19 protein-coding genes are annotated in these 18,992 nt (G+C 44.0%); 11 read left to right on the forward strand and 8 right to left on the reverse strand.

The genetic code is table 11. From position 1 onward, the window contains the following. The first annotated feature begins 45 nt into the window (after positions 1–45). Genes nusB through coaE form a run of 6 tightly spaced genes read left to right on the forward strand, consistent with a single transcriptional unit; the run spans position 46 to position 3,991 of the window. Positions 46–1,230, forward strand: coding sequence for a transcription antitermination factor NusB (nusB, locus tag ECHVI_RS08615; protein ID WP_015265584.1), 1,185 nt, complete (start codon positions 46–48; stop codon positions 1,228–1,230). A gap of 13 nt (positions 1,231–1,243) precedes the next feature. After that, a complete protein-coding gene (locus ECHVI_RS08620) occupies positions 1,244–1,546 on the forward strand; it encodes a YtxH domain-containing protein (protein ID WP_015265585.1) in 303 nt (100 codons plus the stop codon). 12 nt (positions 1,547–1,558) lie between these two features. After that, positions 1,559–2,095: a DUF1573 domain-containing protein gene (locus ECHVI_RS08625; protein WP_015265586.1), complete on the forward strand. Its 537-nt coding sequence runs from the start codon at positions 1,559–1,561 to the stop codon at positions 2,093–2,095. A gap of 2 nt (positions 2,096–2,097) precedes the next feature. Beyond that, complete coding sequence (gene yajC / locus ECHVI_RS08630) at positions 2,098–2,418, forward strand: preprotein translocase subunit YajC (protein WP_015265587.1); 321 nt, start codon at positions 2,098–2,100, stop codon at positions 2,416–2,418. A gap of 9 nt (positions 2,419–2,427) precedes the next feature. After that, positions 2,428–3,399 (forward strand): YbbR-like domain-containing protein, encoded by a 972-nt coding sequence (locus tag ECHVI_RS08635; protein WP_015265588.1) that lies wholly within the window; start codon positions 2,428–2,430, stop codon positions 3,397–3,399. Continuing rightward, positions 3,386–3,991, forward strand: a complete 606-nt coding sequence (coaE, locus tag ECHVI_RS08640; RefSeq protein ID WP_015265589.1) for a dephospho-CoA kinase — start codon at positions 3,386–3,388, stop codon at positions 3,989–3,991. Before ECHVI_RS08635 ends, coaE begins: the two co-directional genes overlap by 14 nt. A 28-nt stretch (positions 3,992–4,019) precedes the next feature. Here coaE and ECHVI_RS08645 read toward each other — a convergent pair whose 3' ends face one another. After that, positions 4,020–4,262, reverse strand: a complete 243-nt coding sequence (locus ECHVI_RS08645; protein ID WP_015265590.1) for a hypothetical protein — start codon at positions 4,260–4,262, stop codon at positions 4,020–4,022. A gap of 179 nt (positions 4,263–4,441) precedes the next feature. On the opposite strand from ECHVI_RS08645, the gene ECHVI_RS08650 reads away from it, so the two are divergent. The 3 genes from ECHVI_RS08650 (at position 4,442) to atpC (ending at position 6,971) form a co-directional block, all read left to right on the forward strand. Next, complete coding sequence (locus tag ECHVI_RS08650) at positions 4,442–4,933, forward strand: C40 family peptidase (protein WP_015265592.1); 492 nt, start codon at positions 4,442–4,444, stop codon at positions 4,931–4,933. Between the two features lie 195 nt (positions 4,934–5,128). After that, a complete protein-coding gene (gene atpD / locus ECHVI_RS08655; RefSeq protein WP_015265593.1) occupies positions 5,129–6,631 on the forward strand; it encodes a F0F1 ATP synthase subunit beta in 1,503 nt (500 codons plus the stop codon). A 94-nt stretch (positions 6,632–6,725) separates the two neighbouring features. Then, positions 6,726–6,971: an ATP synthase F1 subunit epsilon gene (gene atpC / locus ECHVI_RS08660; protein WP_041739649.1), complete on the forward strand. Its 246-nt coding sequence runs from the start codon at positions 6,726–6,728 to the stop codon at positions 6,969–6,971. Between the two features lie 114 nt (positions 6,972–7,085). On the opposite strand, the gene ECHVI_RS08665 is transcribed toward atpC, so the two are convergent. The 7 genes from ECHVI_RS08665 to ECHVI_RS08695 all read right to left on the reverse strand — a co-directional run bounded on the left by ECHVI_RS08665 (position 7,086) and on the right by ECHVI_RS08695 (position 17,347). Next, the gene (locus ECHVI_RS08665; protein ID WP_015265595.1) at positions 7,086–8,294 is read right to left on the reverse strand and encodes a 6-bladed beta-propeller; all 1,209 of its coding nucleotides are present in this window, start codon (positions 8,292–8,294) and stop codon (positions 7,086–7,088) included. A 17-nt stretch (positions 8,295–8,311) separates the two neighbouring features. Next, positions 8,312–9,046, reverse strand: a complete 735-nt coding sequence (locus ECHVI_RS08670; RefSeq protein ID WP_015265596.1) for an MIP/aquaporin family protein — start codon at positions 9,044–9,046, stop codon at positions 8,312–8,314. A 119-nt stretch (positions 9,047–9,165) separates the two neighbouring features. Next, on the reverse strand, positions 9,166–10,668 hold the full coding sequence (gene glpK, locus ECHVI_RS08675) for a glycerol kinase GlpK (RefSeq protein WP_015265597.1): 1,503 nt from the start codon (positions 10,666–10,668) through the stop codon (positions 9,166–9,168). A 4-nt stretch (positions 10,669–10,672) separates the two neighbouring features. Beyond that, positions 10,673–12,238 (reverse strand): glycerol-3-phosphate dehydrogenase/oxidase, encoded by a 1,566-nt coding sequence (locus tag ECHVI_RS08680; protein WP_015265598.1) that lies wholly within the window; start codon positions 12,236–12,238, stop codon positions 10,673–10,675. Between the two features lie 862 nt (positions 12,239–13,100). After that, on the reverse strand, positions 13,101–13,715 hold the full coding sequence (locus ECHVI_RS08685; RefSeq protein ID WP_015265599.1) for a hypothetical protein: 615 nt from the start codon (positions 13,713–13,715) through the stop codon (positions 13,101–13,103). A 216-nt stretch (positions 13,716–13,931) separates the two neighbouring features. Further along, the gene (locus ECHVI_RS08690) at positions 13,932–16,331 is read right to left on the reverse strand and encodes a ribonucleoside-diphosphate reductase subunit alpha (RefSeq protein ID WP_015265600.1); all 2,400 of its coding nucleotides are present in this window, start codon (positions 16,329–16,331) and stop codon (positions 13,932–13,934) included. A gap of 32 nt (positions 16,332–16,363) precedes the next feature. Then, on the reverse strand, positions 16,364–17,347 hold the full coding sequence (locus tag ECHVI_RS08695; RefSeq protein ID WP_015265601.1) for a ribonucleotide-diphosphate reductase subunit beta: 984 nt from the start codon (positions 17,345–17,347) through the stop codon (positions 16,364–16,366). 782 nt (positions 17,348–18,129) lie between these two features. On the opposite strand from ECHVI_RS08695, the gene rplU reads away from it, so the two are divergent. Both rplU and rpmA read left to right on the forward strand, forming a co-directional pair. Further along, positions 18,130–18,441, forward strand: coding sequence for a 50S ribosomal protein L21 (gene rplU / locus ECHVI_RS08700; RefSeq protein WP_015265602.1), 312 nt, complete (start codon positions 18,130–18,132; stop codon positions 18,439–18,441). Between the two features lie 33 nt (positions 18,442–18,474). After that, a complete protein-coding gene (gene rpmA / locus ECHVI_RS08705) occupies positions 18,475–18,735 on the forward strand; it encodes a 50S ribosomal protein L27 (RefSeq protein WP_015265603.1) in 261 nt (86 codons plus the stop codon). Positions 18,736–18,992 lie beyond the last annotated feature (257 nt).

The following is an 18,992-nucleotide window of genomic DNA, read 5'->3' on the forward strand; positions in this document are numbered from 1 at the left end:
CTTGCTGATAAACCAAATCAAAATTACGTTCTTTATATTCAGGTAATGTTAAACAGAAGAATTCTTAGAGTCAAGGCTTTCCAAAGTTTGTATGCTTACGAGCAGTGCAAGGCTTCCAATCTCAATCTAGCCAAGGATTATGTCAGAGATGCGTTTCAGCCTGACCTGAACAGCATGGAAGTGCAGGATAAGGGTCAACTGCGGAAGGATGCCGAAGAGACCATCACCCTTTTTTCCAAAAACCTGAACAATAAAGCGTTGATTGCTTCCGGGGATTATGCCACCAAGGTAAAATCAGAAGCCATCAAGGCCATCAATCTCTACCATCAGAAAAACCAAAAGGATTTGGATTTTCTGCGCAACAACATGGTGGATGCGGCCGAGCATATTCCAGCACTTTACCTTTTGGCGATTCAGATCCTTGTCGGTTTCAGTGAGCACGTTCAGCGGGAGTATGACCGCAAGCGGAAGCTGAACCAAGAGCAGGTCTCCTCCGTTAGTGGAGAGCTGAATTTGGCAAATAACAAAGTCATTGATTATTTGAAAGGAGCTCCGGCTTTTACGACGGCCAGTATACGTCAGCAGGCCGATGTGGAAGATCTGGAAATGGAAATCCAAGAGTGGTATCGTGAGTACGTAAAACCTTGGGAGCGCTATCAAGAATACATGCAGCTGAGTGAGCCGACCATGGAAGAGGATCTTGATATTTTAATGGATTTGACCAAGAAGATTCTTTTTAAAACAGATGCTATTTTAAGCCTTTTTTCAGAGAAAGACCTTAGTTGGACCGAAAACAAGGCCGTGGTAAGAAGTTTGGCGATCAAGGTACTTAAGAATGTACTGGAAGCAGAAAATCAGGAGGAATACAGCCTTCCTGAAATTGCGATAAACTGGGAAGAGGATAAGGAATTTTTTCAAAATATCTTTAACTTGACCATTGAAAACGACGAGGCAAATAGGGCTTTGATCGCAGAAAAGACCAAGAATTGGGATATCGAGCGAATCGCCTCTACGGATAAGATTATCATTTCAATGGCGGTCACAGAGATGTTATTTTTTCCAAGTATCCCTGTGAAAGTAACCATCAATGAGTATATTGATATTTCAAAAACGTACAGTACGCCTAAAAGTAAGCAATTTGTCAACGGTTTACTAGATGTATTAGCCAAAGAGCTAACCGATCAGGGAAAAATCCGTAAAAGTGGCAGAGGGCTTTTGGACAACAAATAAACATTATTTAACTATGAGCAAACAGAGTAATTCGATTTTGGCTTTTGTACTCGGTGCTGGTGTAGGTGCGGCATTCGGGGTTTTATTTGCACCTGATTCCGGTAACAATACCAGGGATAAGCTGTCCTATCAACTGTCAAAATACAAGGCAGAGCTGGAGGATATTATCAAGGACTTGGTAGAAGGGAAAGACCTTCCGCTAAATGAGGCGAAGTCTGAAGGTAAAAAGGTAATCACAGACGCGAAAAACAAAGCAGAAAACCTGCTGACCGATGTCAATAAGCTTATTGACCAGATCAATAAAGAAAATAACTAACCAGTTTCAGTTATGAAATATTCATTCTTGCCTGCAATATTACTTGCAGGTTCTCTTTTTGTGGGAAGTTGTGACAGCAAAAACAAGGAGAAAATAGAGGAGTTGGAGCAGAAAATCGCCCAGCTGGAGCAAAATCAAGCCGCCCAGCCTCGGCAACCCTCCAACGTACAGAGCGTGGCCCAAATAGATCCGTCTTCATTGGGCAAATTTAAATTTGATGACATGCAGTTTGACTTTGGTACCATTGACCAAGGCAAAGTAGTAGAGCATACGTTTACCTTCACCAATGACGGGCAGTCTCCATTGATTATTTCCAATGTACAGGCCTCATGCGGGTGTACCACGCCCGATTGGAGCAAGCAACCTGTCAAACCGGGTGAAGAGGGACATGTAAAGGTCAGGTTTAATTCCGCACATAAATCCGGTGCGCAAAGCCCCACGGTGACCATTACGGCCAATACCTCTCCAAGCATCACCAAGCTTAAACTAAAAGGAACCGTAAATACAAACAGTACAGCCAGCAATGTAGCTGGTCCAGTGAAAAAGTAACCATGACCAATACAATTTTATTACAAGCACAAGGAGCCGGAGGCAGCGGCATTATGGGGCAAGTATTCCTTTTTGGAGGAATTATCCTGATTATGTATTTCTTTATGATCAGGCCTCAGCAAAAGAAACAAAAAGACGCCAAGAACTTTATAGAGTCCATCAAAAAGGGCGACCAAGTGGTGACCATTGGAGGTATCCATGGAAAAGTATATGCCATAGAAGGTGAAACTGTCCTGATTGAACTGGACAAAGGCTTGAAAATCAAAGTGGAAAAATCAGCCGTATCAGCGGAGTTTTCAAAAAAATCCAGCGGAACTAAATAGGACGGGGTCTTGAACAGGTTTCAAAAATACTTCGGAAAGTTAAAGAAAAATAAAACTTCTGATATCAAAGTGGTGGTCCTCTGCGTTATAGCGGCCACCACTTTTTGGGTTTTAAATGCCCTCAATAAGGATAATTACGTGACGGTGGTGGATTATCCGATTGCTTTTCAATATAATGCAGAGGAGTACATGGCCATCGAGGACTTGCCTTCTGAGATAAGGATTGAAATCAATGGCAATGGCTGGGACCTTTTTCGAAAATATTTCAAATTCAATGTAACGCCCTTTAATATTGAGCTGACCAATCCTGATGAACGTAATTATTTGCTCTCATCTGAATACAGGCGCAATCTGGCGGAGATCTTGGAGCCGACCAGTCTGGTGGCTGTTTTAACTGACAGTTTGAAGTTTGACTTTGATAGGATTGTGGAGCATGAAACGGAAATTGTGCTGGATACCGGAGGGATGACATTGGCCCCTCACCATCAGTTTGGGGGAGACCTTTCGTGGGATCCTGCTACGGTGGTTTTAAAGGGTGCCGAGAGTAAAGTAGCGGAACTGGGAGAGGAGTTGGTGCTTACCCTTGAAGAAACCGATATAGAGGATGATTTTGACCAATATGTTCCCTTGATACTTCCTGAGCGGTACCACTCACTGGTAAGTGTAACGCCCAAGACTGTTCATGTGCAATTTGAAGTGGTGGCTTTTTTGGAGGGGAATAAACGCTTGAAGCTGAAAAAGGTTAACTTTCCAGAAAACGTAACCCTTGATAATGAGCTCAATTCGGTTTTAATGACCTATCGAGTGGATGAAAGAGAGGTTCAGTCATTGCGGGAACTGGAGCTGGAAGCGGTCGTCGATTATCGGAAAAGGAATCGGGAAGACAGTACCGTGGTGCTGGAGGTAAAAGGAATGCCTGACTATATTACCTCCGTAGAGGTGGAGCCAAACACATTTAAGTTATTATATGCAGAACCATAAGCCCTTACTGGTCGGGATTACTGGAGGTATTGGAGCAGGAAAGACCACGGCCGCCAAAATTTTTCAAACGCTGGGGATTCCGGTGTACTATGCAGATGACCGTGCCAAATGGTTGATGGCAAATTCCCCTTCGCTAAAGGAGCAAATTGCTGCGCAGTTTGGGAAGGAGGCTTACCATGAAGACGGGACCCTGAACAGGCCCTTTTTGGCTGGGAAAGTGTTTTCAGATCCCGAACAGACCAAACGCATCAATGGACTGGTGCATCCTGCTGTAAAGGATGATTTTGAAGCTTGGGCAGCACGACAAGATGCCCCGTATGTGCTGAAGGAAGCTGCTTTGCTTTTTGAGACCGGTTCCTATCAGGATTTGGATCATGTCATTCATGTTTTTGCCCCTGTGGATTTAAGGATTTCGCGGGTGTTGTCCAGGGATGCCCATCGATCAAGGGAGCAGGTTCTGGCCATTATGGAGCGGCAATGGTCCGATACCCAAAAAAATAAACAGGCCGATTTTACGATCTCTAATAAGGAAAATCAAATGTTGATTCCTCAAGTGATGAAAGTTCACAAGGCATTGTCCGAGAAAGCCTGAGAAAAAGATGTCCGGAACAGGCAGTTGGTTAGATGTTAAGGTTGATCTGGTCAAGGTAAAATTTCATTCGGGTATGGTCTTGATTCAGAAAATCGATCTTGTCGATCTTGTCCAGTTTATGGTTGTAGAAAACCTCAATGTATTCATTGTCGAGAAGGTATAAATTCACCTTATGTGCATAATACCTGATCCCTACTACGAAAGTCCCTTCCGTATAGAGTTTATGGATCTTTTTATGCAAAGGTAGTTTTTTGAACTCTTCTCTAATCATCTTGTAGTCAGTGTATTGGGGTGGTTTCTTTTCAAGAAGCTATAAAGCTATAAACCTAATGTTTGAAGTTCAAGTTTCACGGTGGGATAATTTATTTACATTTTTGGAAATATCCCTTTTTGTACAAAAGTTGCATCATGGCCAAGACTTAACTATTATTGAGAAAATTTGAAATCTTCATGAGTCAGTATTCGGTCCGACGTCCAAAGATCTCCCTGGTTATTATTTGCTCGCTATGGGTTGCCATGGCTTTGAGCTCCTGTTCGGCTTCAAAAAAAGCATACCGTAAAAATGTCAACACGGTCATCCAAACGGCCAAATCCTATCGGGGGACCCCTTACCGCTATGGAGGTACCACACGGTCAGGCATGGACTGCTCGGCCCTGCTTTACCTGTCCTTTCAGCGCGCAGGCATTCAGCTTCCCCGAAGCTCATCAGCACAAAGTAAAGTAGGGAAGAAAGTTCCCAAGCGAAAATTGGAAAAAGGGGATGTGGTGTTTTTTGCCACTGGAAGGAGAAAGAACAAGGTGACCCATGCGGGCATTGTGACGGATAAGGGAAGGCGAGGCGTTCAATTTATCCATTCTTCCTCCTCTTTGGGTGTCACGGAGGATAATTTGGCCTCACCCTACTGGAAACCAAGGTTTGTCAGGGCAAGGAGGTATTTTTAGCCAGGAATAACCCTGGTTAGGAGAGGGACGTTTGGAGAAGGGATGTTTGTTCATTAATTTTTAGGGAATTAGCAAAAAGAAAATGCCAATAAAGTGGATTAATTTTTAAAACATCCTTTGGTATTAATCTTTATTAGTTAATTTTGCAGTCGAATAATAGTAATGCATTAATTCCTTTTACATTAATACACAAAAATGGCGAATACTGGTAAGATAACTCAGGTGATTGGCCCCGTAGTAGATATTTCTTTCGAAGGGGGGAAGTTGCCGAATATCCTGGACGCACTCGAAATCACTAAGGAGAACGGTCAAAAAGTAGTATTGGAGGTTCAGCAGCACTTAGGAGAAGATCGTGTTAGAACGATTGCAATGGATTCTTCCGAAGGCTTAAGAAGAGGCTTGGAAGTGATCGATTTAGGCGCTCCGATCTCTGTACCCACAGGAGAAGGCATCAAAGGCCGACTTTTCAATGTAGTAGGAGAGCCTATCGACGGCCTTCCTGCAGTAGAGTCCACTACCAAGCTTCCTATCCACAGACACGCTCCTAAGTTCGAAGACCTTTCTACTTCGACAGAGGTGCTGTATACAGGTATTAAAGTTATCGACTTGATCGAGCCTTATGCAAAAGGTGGTAAAATTGGTCTTTTCGGTGGTGCCGGTGTAGGAAAGACGGTATTGATCCAGGAGTTGATCAATAACATCGCCAAAGCTTACTCTGGTCTTTCGGTATTTGCCGGGGTAGGAGAAAGAACCCGTGAAGGAAATGACCTTCTTAGAGAGATGATCGAATCAGGTATTGTGACTTACGGTGATGATTTCGTAGAATCTCTTGAAAATGAAGGTGGCTGGGATCTTTCTAAAGTAGACGTTGAAAAATTGAAGGAGTCCAAAGCAACCTTTGTGTTTGGTCAGATGAATGAGCCTCCAGGTGCCCGTGCACGTGTGGCATTGACTGGTCTTACACTTGCTGAATATTACCGAGACGGTGAAGGCGATGGTGCTGGTAAGGATATCCTTTTCTTTATTGATAATATTTTCCGATTTACCCAAGCAGGTTCTGAGGTGTCAGCCCTTCTGGGACGTATGCCATCTGCGGTAGGTTACCAGCCTACATTGGCAACAGAAATGGGTGCCATGCAGGAGAGAATTACCTCTACCAAGCACGGTTCCATTACTTCCGTACAAGCCGTTTACGTACCTGCGGATGACTTGACTGACCCCGCTCCAGCAACTACGTTTGCCCACTTGGATGCCACTACGGTACTTTCCCGTAAAATCGCCGAGCTAGGTATTTATCCTGCGGTGGATCCTTTGGATTCTACTTCTAGGATTTTGGAGCCAGGCATTCTGGGTGACGAGCACTATGGATGTGCTACGCGCGTAAAAGAATTGCTACAGCGTTATAAAGAACTTCAAGATATCATTGCCATCCTTGGTATGGAAGAGCTTTCTGAAGAAGATAAGCTTGTCGTACACAGAGCAAGAAGGGTACAGCGTTTCTTGTCCCAGCCATTCCACGTAGCCGAGCAGTTTACCGGATTGAAAGGGGTGTTGGTAGATATCAAAGATACCATCAAAGGATTTAACATGATCATGGACGGTGAACTTGATCATCTTCCTGAAGCAGCATTTAACTTGGTCGGTGACATTGATGATGCCATCGCTAAGGGTGAGAAAATGCTTGCCGAGGTTAAATAATTATTCCCACTGTAATGAGGGGCACAAATCACAGGAAATGAGCATATTCGTCAGCTCATTCCTGTGATTTTTTAACACCAAACTAATGGTAGACATGCATTTAGAAATCATAACACCAGACAAAAAGGTATTTCAAGGAGAGGTTTCGGAAGCAACATTTCCTGGCGCTTCAGGTGCTTTCCAAGTGTTGAAAAACCACGCTCCTGTAGTATCTGCACTGGCAAAAGGAACGGTCTCTTATACCACTAATGACGGTAAACAGTCCTTAGAAGTGGATGGAGGCGTAGTGGAAGTGAGAGAAAATGAAATCGTCCTGCTCGCTGAAAAGGTGCTGGATTGATCCAAGAATAATGATATGAATGAAAGCGAACCAGCAATGGTTCGCTTTTTTTTATTTTCAAAAGGAACTGTAATAAAGGAACTAACCCTTTCCATATTAAACGTGTCTTAATGTTTACTTGAAAACCACTTCGATGAGAAAATTACTTTCTTTATCAGTGCCGATTTGCGGCTTAAATGGACTTCCTTCTAATAACAGGTATTCTTCCAGAATCCAACCTTGCAATACGCCAATAAAGGCTTTTTTTCCGGCATCAAACGCCAGATAGGGTAGTAACGCTATCTTGAACCGCTCTGTTTCTACTAGTGAATGGGCTGAGACAATTGATTCTTTTTTTCTTTTATCGTACAGCGATATGAATCGCTTATGCTTCTCATCGAAAGATGAAAACATGATAATATCCTGTGATTCGTTCCATGCTCCACTAAATCCAGCATACCCTTCATAAACCTTGGCTTTATCTTGGAAAGGAATACTGATGTCAGAGATGAGCTTGACGTTTGGAAGGAAAATTTCTTCCTCGTAATTATCGGGGAGTGGATTTGGCTGATAATCTAATTTAAACCGTTTGGCAAGTTGTTGATTGGGCAGAACATCGTAGATATAGGGGTTATAGTTTTGGTAAAACCGGATGCTGTCTTTTACTTTCCAAAACGGATTCAGCGGACTTGTAATCAGGGCTTCATTTAATCCTTCAGGATAAGGAAGTGCGATGGCTTGCAGGTTAAATTTGCCGTTTAAAAATCCTACCTTATAGTTTTTTCCTTCGAAGGGGCCGTTGTATCCGCTATATTCATTGTAGGCCAGATAGCCGCCGTTCTTTAGTGGGGAGATGTTAGAAAAGATGATTGATGGAGAAGTTTTAAAGGTGCTGTCAGGTTCAAATTGCTCATTATAAACCACCACTTTTTTAAGGGAGTAATCATAAACCTCTAGCGTTCCCGTATGATTGATCCAGCAATCGTTTAGCTGATTTATTTCCAAGGGCCCATTGCCAAGAGGGATAAGGTTTTTGATAAAATTGCCTTTTTTGTCATAAAGAAAAGCTTGATTGGTTTCATGTCTGTCTATAACGATATAGTGGTCAGGCCCGATCAGTATCTTTCCCACCATACCCAAATGGTTTCCCTCGGTTTCTTCGAGTCGGGATATGGTGACGTTTTTGATCCTATTGGAAATGTCTACGGTGTCTTTTACCTCATTTGTGTTGATGACAATATTTTGTAGCCCGTCTTCTTCAGTTTTCGCTTGTTTTTTTGTGCATGAAAATATGAAGAAGGCCATGAGGGTAGCCAAAAATGGAAAGTGTTGTGTAAAAATCATATGAGGTTAAGTCGTCGTTAGGATCCTAAAATAAGAAATGTGGCGGCAGCCAATGAGGCTCCCATGAGAGGGCCTACTATCGGCACCCAGCTGTATGCCCAGTCACTGCTTCCCTTGCCCTTTATGGGTAAAAATTGATGGGCAAGCCGTGGACCAAGGTCCCGTGCAGGGTTGATGGCATAGCCAGTGGTCCCCCCTAATGCCAATCCAATCACCCATACCAGTAACGCCACAGGTAATGCACCCAAGGCACCCAAACCAATAGGGGTATTGTTTGGATCCTCCAGGTTGGCACCGGTGGAATAAAGAATTACCAATATCAAGACAAAGGTGCCAACCACTTCCGAAAGGAAGTTTGAGGAGAGGTTTCGAATGGCTGGAGCTGTTGCGAATGGTGCGAATTTCAGGTTGGGGTCATCCGTAAGGTCGAAATGATCCTTGTATATCAGCCAAGCCAAAGATGATCCAGCACCGGCCCCTAAGATTTGTGCGAGCACATAACCCGGTACCAATGACCATTCAAATAATCCTGCTACAGCCAAACCAACACTGACAGCAGGATTAAGGTGCGCACCACTGTAAGGGCCAGCGACCACCACCCCGATAAACACTCCGAGTGCCCAAGCCGTAGTAATGACGATCCAACCGCTATTGTTTCCCTTGGTTTGTTTCAGGACGACATTGGCGACGACACCAGCCCCCATGAGTAGGAGTAGGCCTGTACCTATGAATTCAGCAATGTATATGTTCATTTGGTTATGGGTTTTGGGTATGTAAAGCGTCCGAGACTTTCGTTGGGTAGTAAGAAGATGGATTTACATGGAATAGGCTGCCGGTTTGTGAGGACGATTTTGTCGCGAAAATTTTCACCTCATTCTTCCACCCAGTCTTTACTCCTTTGGACAGCTTTGTGCCAAAAGTGAAGCAGCTCATCGGTAACATTTCGATCAGATTTTGGGGGAAATGATGCCTCTTCTTTCCATAACTGCTGCAGTTCCGTTTGGTCTTTCCAGTAGCCCACGGCCAGACCGGCTAAAAATGCAGCCCCCAAAGCGGTTGTTTCCGTGATCTGTGGGCGTTTGACTTCACTTCTGAGCAAGTCGGCTTGAAATTGCATCAGGAAATTATTGGCAGATGCTCCTCCGTCCACGCGCATTTCTTTGGTCTTGGCACCAGCATCTTTTTCCATGGCAGCCAAGACATCGAAGACCTGAAAAGCAATGGCTTCCAAAGCTGCGCGGGCGAAATGGGCTTGAGTAGTGCCTCTGGTGATGCCGAAAAACGCCCCTCGTGCATCCTGATCCCAGTAGGGTGCTCCTAAGCCGGTGAGGGCTGGTACAAAATAGACGCCTCCATTGTCTTCTACACTGGTGGCCAGCGATTCACTTTGCTCAGCTTCTTCAAAGATGGCGAGTCCATCGCGGAGCCATTGGATAGCAGCACCACCGATAAAGACACTCCCCTCCAAGGCATAATGGACCTTTCCCGCTACTTCCCAAGCGATGGTCGTTAGCAATTGATTGCTGGACTGTACGGGTTTTTCACCTGTGTTCATGACCATAAAGCAGCCGGTACCGTATGTGGTTTTGACCATTCCGGGCTGGGTACAGCGTTGGCCGAAGAGGGCGGCCTGCTGATCTCCGGCGATGCCGCCAATGGGTATTTTTGCAGAAAAAATATCTCCTGCCGTGGTGCAGTATACTTCGCTACTGGACCGTACTTCCGGTAAAATGGACTTGGGAATGTCAAATAGCTCCAATAGCTCTTCGTCCCATTGTTTATCATGGATGTTAAACAGCATGGTACGACTGGCATTGGTGATGTCTGTGAGGTGTTGTTGGCCATTGGTGAGCTTCCATACCAGCCAGCTGTCCACTGTCCCAAAACAAACCTCTCCTTTTTCGGCCTTTTCCCTCACGCCTTCTACATTGTCCAGTATCCATTTGATTTTCGTAGCCGAAAAGTAGGCGTCAATGATCAAACCGGTTTTTTGATTGATCATGTCACGATATCCTTCCCGCTTGAGTCGATTACAATAAGCGGAAGTACGTCGATCCTGCCAGACGATGGCACGGTACAGCGGCTTTCCTGATTTTCGGTCCCAGAGAATGGTCGTTTCCCGTTGGTTGGTGATACCAATGCCCGCTACTTGGCCGGGCTCGATTTCAGCTTGTGCAATGGCTTCCAGAATGACAGCTGCTTGGGAAGTCCAGATTTCCTTGGCATCATGCTCCACCCAGCCTGCTTTCGGAAAATGTTGTTTAAAATCTTTTTGGGCAATGGCAATGGATTGGCCGCTTTGGTCAAAAAGTATGGCCCTAGAGCTGGTAGTGCCTTGGTCCAGCGCCATGATGAATTGTTTATTTTGGGTCATTATGTTATGGTTTGATCAAATATTTTTCAGCGATTTTGGTAAATGCACTGACTTCGTTATCTATCCAGTTTTTATCCTTTTTGAGCTCTGCGGCCATGAGTGAGGCCACCAAGGGAGCCATGGCTATGGCAGCCGCAGCATCCAGCAGGAGGATACGGATTCTTCTCGCAAGGAAATCTTCTATATGCATGGCCATTTCTTCCCTGATAGCCCAAATCACCTCTCCGGCTACATAGGGATATTGGGGATGGAGCAGTTTGGCGTATGGCGGATTCTCTTTGATGAGTTGGAGAATTTTCACAGCATCCGTTCCATAAATTTTCCAGTGTTTGTCATCTAATGTAGGGTCACCATGGCCGTGAAGTTTGATCTCCCAAGAATGACTTTCTTTTATTTCCTCCCCGGTGACTCGTGGGAAATGGTCCACCGTGTCTTCTCCCATTTTGCGGAATGTGGTCCACTTTCCTCCCGTGAGGGTGGTCAGGCCGGAATCGGAAATGATGACTTTGTGGTTTCTAGATATTTCTTTCGTCTTTACACTTTCTCCCTTTGGCGCGGCAAGGGGGCGCAATCCTGCGTAAACGGTCAGGACGTCTTTTCTCGTTGGTTTTTTGCTCAAGTATTGTCCTGCATTGGCTAAGATGAAATTGATTTCACGGGAAAGGGCTTCCGGTTCCATTTTGGTCTTGGCGCGAATGGTATCGGTCGTGCCCACGACAAGTTTTCCTTGCCATGGGACAGCAAATAACACCCTGCCATCGGAGGTTTTGGGGATCATCAGGGCGTCTTGGCCGCCAAGGAAATGCTGCGGCAATACCAAGTGTACTCCTTGGCTGGGCTGAATCATTCTGGGGGCTCCTTTCTGATCCATCTGTAAAATCTTATCCGCAAAAACCCCCGTGGCATTTACCACCATTTTCGCTTTCACATCATAGCTCTTTTTATGGATGGCATCCCTTACTTTGACACCGGTTATGATGCCCGCACCGTCTTTGGTAAGGCTGGTTACTTTCATGTAATTGAGGATGCATCCGCCCATGTCATCACACGTTTGAGCTACCGCAATGGCCAGGCGGGCGTCATCGAACGCTCCATCGTGATACACGACACCACCTAGTAATCCTTCTGTTTTTATTTCTGGTAACCGCTTTATGGTTTCTTTCTTTGAAATAAAGCTGGAGTCTCCTAAGCTGAGCCAGCCGGACATCCAATCATAAAACTTCAGGCCAACGGTGTAGTAGTACTTGGTGGCATGACTGTAAATGGGAATGATGAAGGGCTGGGCATGGGCCAAGTGCGGAGCGTTTTTTAAGATCCTTCCCCGCTCCCGAAGGGCTTCCCATACCAGCAAAATATCGCCTTGTGCCAGGTACCTGACGCCACCATGCACCAATTTAGTGCTTCTACTGGAAGTGCCTTTTGCAAAATCAGCTCTTTCAAAAAGTGCTACGCTCAACCCTCTTGATAGTGCATCCAGCGCCACTCCCAACCCGGAAGCGCCCCCACCAATAATGACAATATCCCAAAGTTGATTTTTTGCTAAAGGGCGGAGGTTATGGGCTCTGTTCATAGGGTTTTGTAATGGGTTAAAAATGGAACAGACTTAATTTAGGAAAAATCAGTACGAGAAGCCAGTAGAAAGAAGAAATTATGGATCAAGCAATGTTTCTGGGGGATGATTTTCGACATGCTCTTATGAAAGAAAATTTCACACCGCTAAAACGATGCTTTTCCTCCATCCGCTCGAATGGGTTTTAGCGGGAAGTGGTGGAGAATAGGGCGGTCAATGCGGCTAAAACGGAAAACGTTGAATGGGTTAATTTACCATGGGCTTCACCCATGGCTATGAATGTGCCTAGGTTGTTTCAAAAATAAATAATCCGTCATCACGAGCGGAGTGAAGTGATCTCGATGTGCTTTCATTGCACGTATGACGAGATTGCTTCTTCCGATATCCATCGGAATCGCAATGACGAGAACTTATGAGATAACCTCTGGTTTTCGAGTGTACTTCATACATAACACCACGGATCAAGCAATATTTCCGAGGGCAGCTTTATTTAAAAGGATGCTATTTCATCTATGAACTGGATGAATCCAAGCGTTGCCGAGAAGTCCTTTTCATAGCCAAAGGCATGGGCATCGTAAACTTTTAAGTTAAGTAAGCTACTGATAAAAGATTTGAACACAGATTTGCAACGCCTTAAGCATTCTATCAGCGTTCATCCGTGGCCAAATAGCCACCAAAGGTGGCGAAGAAGATATTTTCCCATCGAAATAGGCTCCCCCCCATCTTTCCTGCTTGATCCGAAATTATGATTTACGACACACTTACATGAAGGTGGTTTTCTAAACAGGAGCTGAAAAGGTCCTGAAAGATTACGTTGGATGATTTTGCGGAGAGAATTTTCCAAGTTGACTGGGGATTAGGACTATTCCCAAGTACTATAATTTTTCTTGGGTTCATTTTTGATCCTACCCCCGCCAAATTGGATGCCCAATCCAATGCTGATAAAGTTACTGATGTTTTGACCGGTAACATGGTAGGTGACATTCATGCGAAACTTCCCTGTCAATACCCCTATTCGTGGGGCAAAGCCAAAGTTCACTTCATTTCCTTCTTTGTTAAAAATGGTGCCGTCGTCAGAATCCACGATTTCATAATCGCTTCTTCGGTACATTCCGGCCATGATGCCCACAAATGGGCGGGTATTTTCTTTTCCAAAGAGGTATTCACCGGTTAAGGAAAGATTGGAAATGGCCTGAGCCCTGTAAGTGGCCTCTTGGTGGTTGAAAAGCGATTCACCTTCTCCCAGAATATTGCTTCCGAGCTGGAGTCCTATATTAAAGTGGTCATTAATACCATATCGCGGTTCCACAAAAAAACCTCCTCCCGTGGTAAGATCGGATGCTGTAGGGAAGGTGAGGTTAATACTGGCATCGACTTTAAAAGGTTTGTATAACCGATCCGTTCCTTCTCGGGATTGAGAAAAAGACGTTAAAGGAATCAGGGTGATAAAAGCAATGACCAGTGTGATGTGTTTCATTCAATATGCATTTCGCTTGTACTTCAATCTATTATACCTATTGAGAATACGATATGATTAGCTCATGTGGTTGATTGTAATTTCGAAATATAACACTTTTATTTCCAGGATGGTGTAGCTTTGGTTTAAAAAAACCTAAAGGTGCAGTGACGTCACCATTAATAAAACAAAAAGCCTGACGATTGCCAGGCTTTTTGTTGTTGTATGGATTAAATTTTAGCTTCCGCACATTTCGCAATCATCCGGATTGTCCAATGAGCAAGCAATCGCGTCTTGACTGTTGGCTTTGTTTGGCTCCTCTGTCGCTGCCGTAGCTTGCTGGGAGTTTTTGAGGCTTTCCTTGTCCACGGTAAACTGGATGGCACTGGTTGCGGCTTTTGAACGCAAGTAGTACATACCGGTTTTTAGTCCTTTTTTCCAAGCATAGAAGTGCATGGAGGTCAGCTTTCCAAAGTTTGGCTCCTGCATGAAAACGTTCATGCTTTGGGACTGGCAGATGTATGCTCCCCGGTCAGCGGCCATGTTGATGACCACTTTTTGGGAGATTTCCCAAACGGTTTTGTAGAGATCCTTGATGTTTTGTGGCACTTCAGGCATATCCTGTACAGAGCCATTGGCGGCGATGAGCCTGTTCTTCATGGAATCATTCCAAAGCCCCAATCTGATCAAATCTTTCATCAGGTGTTTGTTCACCACAATGAATTCTCCGGAAAGGGTTCTTCTGGTATAAATATTTGACGTGTACGGCTCGAAACATTCGTTGTTGCCAAGGATTTGAGAAGTAGAGGCTGTAGGCATTGGAGCCACCAATAGGGAGTTCCTCACGCCAAATTTGGCCACTCTTTCTTTTAGGTCAGCCCAGTTCCATCTGCCGGATTTAGGCGTTACTCCCCACAGGTCAAACTGGAATTGGCCTTGGGATACAGGTGAGCCTTCATAGGTTTCATAAGTGCCATGGACTTTGGCCAGTTCCATGGATGTTTCCATAGCAGCATAGTAGATGGTCTCGAAGATGTCTTCATTGAGGCCAGCAGCTTCTGCACTGTCAAATGGCATTCTTAGCATAATGAAGGCATCTGCCAATCCTTGCACCCCGATCCCGATTGGTCGGTGACGGAAGTTGGATTTTTCTGCCTCTTTTACAGGGTAATAGTTTATGTCAATAACCCTGTTGAGGTTTTTGGTGACCACTTTGGTGATTTCGTAGAGCTTTTGGTGGTCAAATGACTTTTTGCCTTGGCTGTCCGTTTTGATGAATTTTGGCAAGGCGATGGAAGCCAAGTTACATACGGCCACCTCATCCGGAGATGTGTATTCCATGATCTCGGTACACAAGTTGGATGACTTGATCGTTCCGAGATTTTTTTGGTTGGATTTGCCGTTTGCTGCGTCTTTGTACAGCATATAAGGTGTTCCCGTTTCGATCTGAGACTCCAAGACTTCAAACCAAAGTTCCTGTGCTTTTACCGTTTCCCGTGCACGGCCTTCTTTTTCGTATTTTTCATACAATTTCTCGAATTCTTCCCCGTGACATTCCGAAAGTCCAGGCGCTTCATTTGGACAGAAGAGTGACCATTCTTCGTTGGCTTCCACTCTTTTCATAAACAGATCAGAAATCCAAAGCGCATAGAAAAGGTCTCGAGCCCGTAGTTCTTCCTTTCCGTGATTTTTCTTAAGCTCAAGGAAATCCTTAATATCGGCATGCCAAGGCTCCAAGTAAATGGCAAAGCTTCCTTTTCGCTTTCCGCCTCCTTGGTCCACATAACGAGCCGTCATGTCAAAGTTTCTCAACATGGGAACGATGCCATTGGAAACACCATTTGTGCCTCGGATATAGGAGCCCTTTGCCCTCACATCATGAATGGACAAGCCAATTCCTCCGGCTGATTGGGAGATTTTGGCGCATTGCTTTAAGGTATCGTAAATGCCGTCAATGCTGTCTTCTTTCATCGTAAGCAAAAAGCAGGAAGAAAGCTGTGGCTTTGGTGTACCTGCATTGAACAGCGTTGGCGTAGCATGCGTAAACCATTTTTCGGAAAGTAGGTGATAGGTTTCGATGGCTGCATCCAAGTCTTCCTTATGGATTCCGATGGCCACCCGCATTAGCATGTGCTGAGGACGTTCTACTACCTTGTCGTCTAGCTTTATAAGGTAACTTCGCTCCAAGGTTTTGAACCCAAAGAAGTCGTAGTTAAAATCCCGGCTGTAGTCAATGATCTCATCAAGACGAGCGGCATGTTTTTTAACGATACCGTATACGTCTGGCGCGATGAGGGCGGCATTGTCTCCAGTTTTTGGATTGACATAGGTGTAGAGTCTTTTCATGGTGTTTGAAAAAGACTGGCTTGTCGTCTTGTGCAGGTTGGATATGGCGATCCGTGCAGCAAGAATCGCATAATCCGGGTGTTTTACGGTCATGGACGCACAGACTTCTGCTGCCAGGTTATCCAGCTCTGAAGTGGTGACACCGTCATATAGGCCGTCGATCACCTTTTTGGCCACTTCAATGGGTTGGATGTAACGGGAATCCAGCCCATCGCAGAGGTTTTCTATCCGGGTGGTAATCTTATCGAATCTTACCGATTCTCTTCTGCCATCTCTTTTTATTACTAACATGCTAACTTGGAGTTTAAGGTTGGGGAAGTAAATTAAAAGTCCTCTTCTACAGAAAACTTAGCGGAATCAGAAGCATCTTTGCCTTTCATGACCCCAGCTTTTTGATAATCGCCAACCCGCTTCTCGAAGAAGTTGGTCTTGCCCTGAAGAGAGATCATGTCCATAAAATCAAACGGATTGGTGCTGTTCCATACTTTTTCACAGCCCAATTCCAATAATAGCCTGTCGGCCACAAATTCAATATATTGACACATCAAATCGGCATTCATCCCGATGAGCCTTACAGGAAGGGCATCCGTAACAAATTCCTTTTCGATGGCTACTGCATCTTGGATGATTTTTGAAACAGTTTCCTTTGGTAGTGGATTGACGATGTGTTGTGTGTACAAGTGACATGCAAAGTCACAGTGCAGGCCTTCATCCCTGGAGATAAGTTCGTTTGAGAACGTAAGCCCAGGCATCAAACCACGCTTTTTCAACCAAAAGATAGAGCAGAAAGATCCGGAGAAGAAGATGCCTTCCACAGCGGCAAAAGCAATGAGCCTTTCTTGGAAATCTCCTTCATCAATCCAGCGCAACGCCCAGTCTGCTTTTTTCTTTACACAATCCAAGTGCTCGATAGCATTGAACAGCCGATCTCTTTCCTTTGGTTCTTTGATATAGGTGTCGATCAGCAGACTGTAGGTTTCTGAATGGATATTTTCCATGGCAATCTGAAAGCCGTAGAAGAACTTTGCTTCAGTGTATTGAACCTCTGCCACGAAATGTTCTGCCAAGTTTTCGTTTACAATCCCGTCACTGGCTGCAAAAAACGCTAAAACATGGGAAATGAAGTGACGTTCATCATCGCTTAAGTTTTTCCAGTCTTTCATATCCTGGCCCAGATCGATCTCTTCTGCGGTCCAAAAACTCGCCTCTGCCTTTTTGTAAAATTCCCAAATGTCATCATGCTGGATGGGAAACAATACAAATCTACTGTTATCTCCTTGTTCTAATATGGGTTCGGTTTTTTGCATCAGTCAGTCAGTTTTATTATTACCATCAATTTATATTCATCTACATTATTTTGCGATAGGCTCTCCGTCTTGATTTGTTGTTCCTCAAAAAATGCCTGATTGAAAGCAGTTTTTCGCAGAGCCGTAAAACAAATATCACCAACAATTTTTAAAAATAAAACCATGGGCAGTGACGAGTATTCAAGTTATTGACTAATGGTCAAATTAGTGATAAATTGTTATATATCAATGCATAAGGTGTGTTAATTTAAAGCTACCATTCTATTAAAACGCGGTTTAAGGGGCATTTGGAAGGGGGTGAAAAAAAATTAAAAAAATATTCCAAACTGATATTCAAGCAAAAATTGACCGAAAGTCAATGACATTGTGTTATTGTAATTTATTGTAAGTCAGTTTGTTGTTTTGTTTTTTGATGAGTAAATAAACAACTGTTTGATTCTCAAATCCTAAACAAAAGCAAGGAAATGGTGAGGATTTTTTAATTGAAAATTTCAATGATTCAAAGAGGCTTCTGGCATTGTCAGGAGTTGTATGCATTTACTTATCCTCATGAACCGGTGCAAGCCTGCGCTCTTTTAGGGTGAGCACTTCTCAGTACGCGCCGCAATATATGGATTTGTGGTAGGGTTAAAATTTGCCATGGATCGTGCCGATTGACAAGGGGTTTGTAAGCTTATAGCACTCAGCTTTTTAATGTTTTTAAATAAATCTTTTGGTGAAGTTTTTTACTTATGGAAATCCTCCTTATATTTGCACCTCAATTTTGATAAAAAGTTCTTAGTATGTACGCAATAGTTAACATAGCTGGAAAGCAGTTCAAAGTAACTAAAGATCAATATGTCTATGCACCGAAGATGCAAGGCGATATTGACGCTTCCGTTGAGTTCGATGAGGTATTGTTGGCAGATGACAACGGTACGGTATCGGTAGGCGCTCCTGTATTGGAAGGCGCTAAAGTGACAGGAAAAATTCTTGATCACGTAAAAGGTGACAAAGTAATCGTCTTCAAAAAGAAGAGAAGAAAAGGTTACAAGAAGAAAAACGGTCACAGACAAGAGTTTACTAAATTACTTATTGAAAACATTGCACTATAAGTTTAATCTTATAGCCCTAAAACATTAAAGATTATGGCTCACAAGAAAGGTGTCGGTAGTTCTAAAAACGGTAGAGAATCCCACAGTAAACGACTTGGTGTTAAAAAGTTTGGTGGTGAATCTGTGATTGCCGGTAATATTATCGTAAGACAAAGAGGAACCAAGCATCATGCAGGCCTGAATGTAAAGGTTGGAAAAGACCATACATTGTTTGCCGTAGCTGATGGGAAAGTAGAATTCAAGAGAAAGCACGATGGTAGATCCTACGTAAGCGTAGTACCTGCTGAAGCGTAAGATTTTATATCAGTATGATATAGGAAGCCGCCCTTTTTTAAAGGGTGGCTTTTTTGTGCCTTGTCCTGAGAGGAAGCATAGCGTAAATCAGGGATAAAGTAGAAAAATTAGCGAGGTATGGATCAAGGCTATTTCTGGGGACGATTGGTTTCTTTGTTTATCGGAACAATAGATCACCACCAAGGCTGCAAGGCACACAGCAATGATAACTTCCTTTCAGTCCAGGTTAGCGCATCCACTTGGTTCCTTTGAGACGT

It is taken from the genome of Echinicola vietnamensis DSM 17526, from assembly GCF_000325705.1.
Classification (GTDB): Bacteria; Bacteroidota; Bacteroidia; order Cytophagales; family Cyclobacteriaceae; genus Echinicola; species Echinicola vietnamensis.

Bases quoted from the DNA above. Each gene is read 5' to 3' on its own strand.
- ECHVI_RS08645 (WP_015265590.1), bottom strand. From the start codon at position 4,262: ATGATTAGAGAAGAGTTCAAAAAACTACCTTTGCATAAAAAGATCCAT.
- ECHVI_RS08650 (WP_015265592.1), top strand. From the start codon at position 4,442: ATGAGTCAGTATTCGGTCCGACGTCCAAAGATCTCCCTGGTTATTATT.
- glpK (WP_015265597.1), bottom strand. From the start codon at position 10,668: ATGACCCAAAATAAACAATTCATCATGGCGCTGGACCAAGGCACTACC.
- rpmA (WP_015265603.1), top strand. From the start codon at position 18,475: ATGGCTCACAAGAAAGGTGTCGGTAGTTCTAAAAACGGTAGAGAATCC.
- ECHVI_RS08620 (WP_015265585.1), top strand. From the start codon at position 1,244: ATGAGCAAACAGAGTAATTCGATTTTGGCTTTTGTACTCGGTGCTGGT.
- nusB (WP_015265584.1), top strand. From the start codon at position 46: ATGTTAAACAGAAGAATTCTTAGAGTCAAGGCTTTCCAAAGTTTGTAT.
- rplU (WP_015265602.1), top strand. From the start codon at position 18,130: ATGTACGCAATAGTTAACATAGCTGGAAAGCAGTTCAAAGTAACTAAA.
- atpD (WP_015265593.1), top strand. From the start codon at position 5,129: ATGGCGAATACTGGTAAGATAACTCAGGTGATTGGCCCCGTAGTAGAT.
- yajC (WP_015265587.1), top strand. From the start codon at position 2,098: ATGACCAATACAATTTTATTACAAGCACAAGGAGCCGGAGGCAGCGGC.
- ECHVI_RS08670 (WP_015265596.1), bottom strand. From the start codon at position 9,046: ATGAACATATACATTGCTGAATTCATAGGTACAGGCCTACTCCTACTC.
- ECHVI_RS08665 (WP_015265595.1), bottom strand. From the start codon at position 8,294: ATGATTTTTACACAACACTTTCCATTTTTGGCTACCCTCATGGCCTTC.
- ECHVI_RS08695 (WP_015265601.1), bottom strand. From the start codon at position 17,347: ATGCAAAAAACCGAACCCATATTAGAACAAGGAGATAACAGTAGATTT.
- ECHVI_RS08680 (WP_015265598.1), bottom strand. From the start codon at position 12,238: ATGAACAGAGCCCATAACCTCCGCCCTTTAGCAAAAAATCAACTTTGG.
- coaE (WP_015265589.1), top strand. From the start codon at position 3,386: ATGCAGAACCATAAGCCCTTACTGGTCGGGATTACTGGAGGTATTGGA.
- ECHVI_RS08685 (WP_015265599.1), bottom strand. From the start codon at position 13,715: ATGAAACACATCACACTGGTCATTGCTTTTATCACCCTGATTCCTTTA.
- ECHVI_RS08690 (WP_015265600.1), bottom strand. From the start codon at position 16,331: ATGTTAGTAATAAAAAGAGATGGCAGAAGAGAATCGGTAAGATTCGAT.
- atpC (WP_041739649.1), top strand. From the start codon at position 6,726: ATGCATTTAGAAATCATAACACCAGACAAAAAGGTATTTCAAGGAGAG.
- ECHVI_RS08625 (WP_015265586.1), top strand. From the start codon at position 1,559: ATGAAATATTCATTCTTGCCTGCAATATTACTTGCAGGTTCTCTTTTT.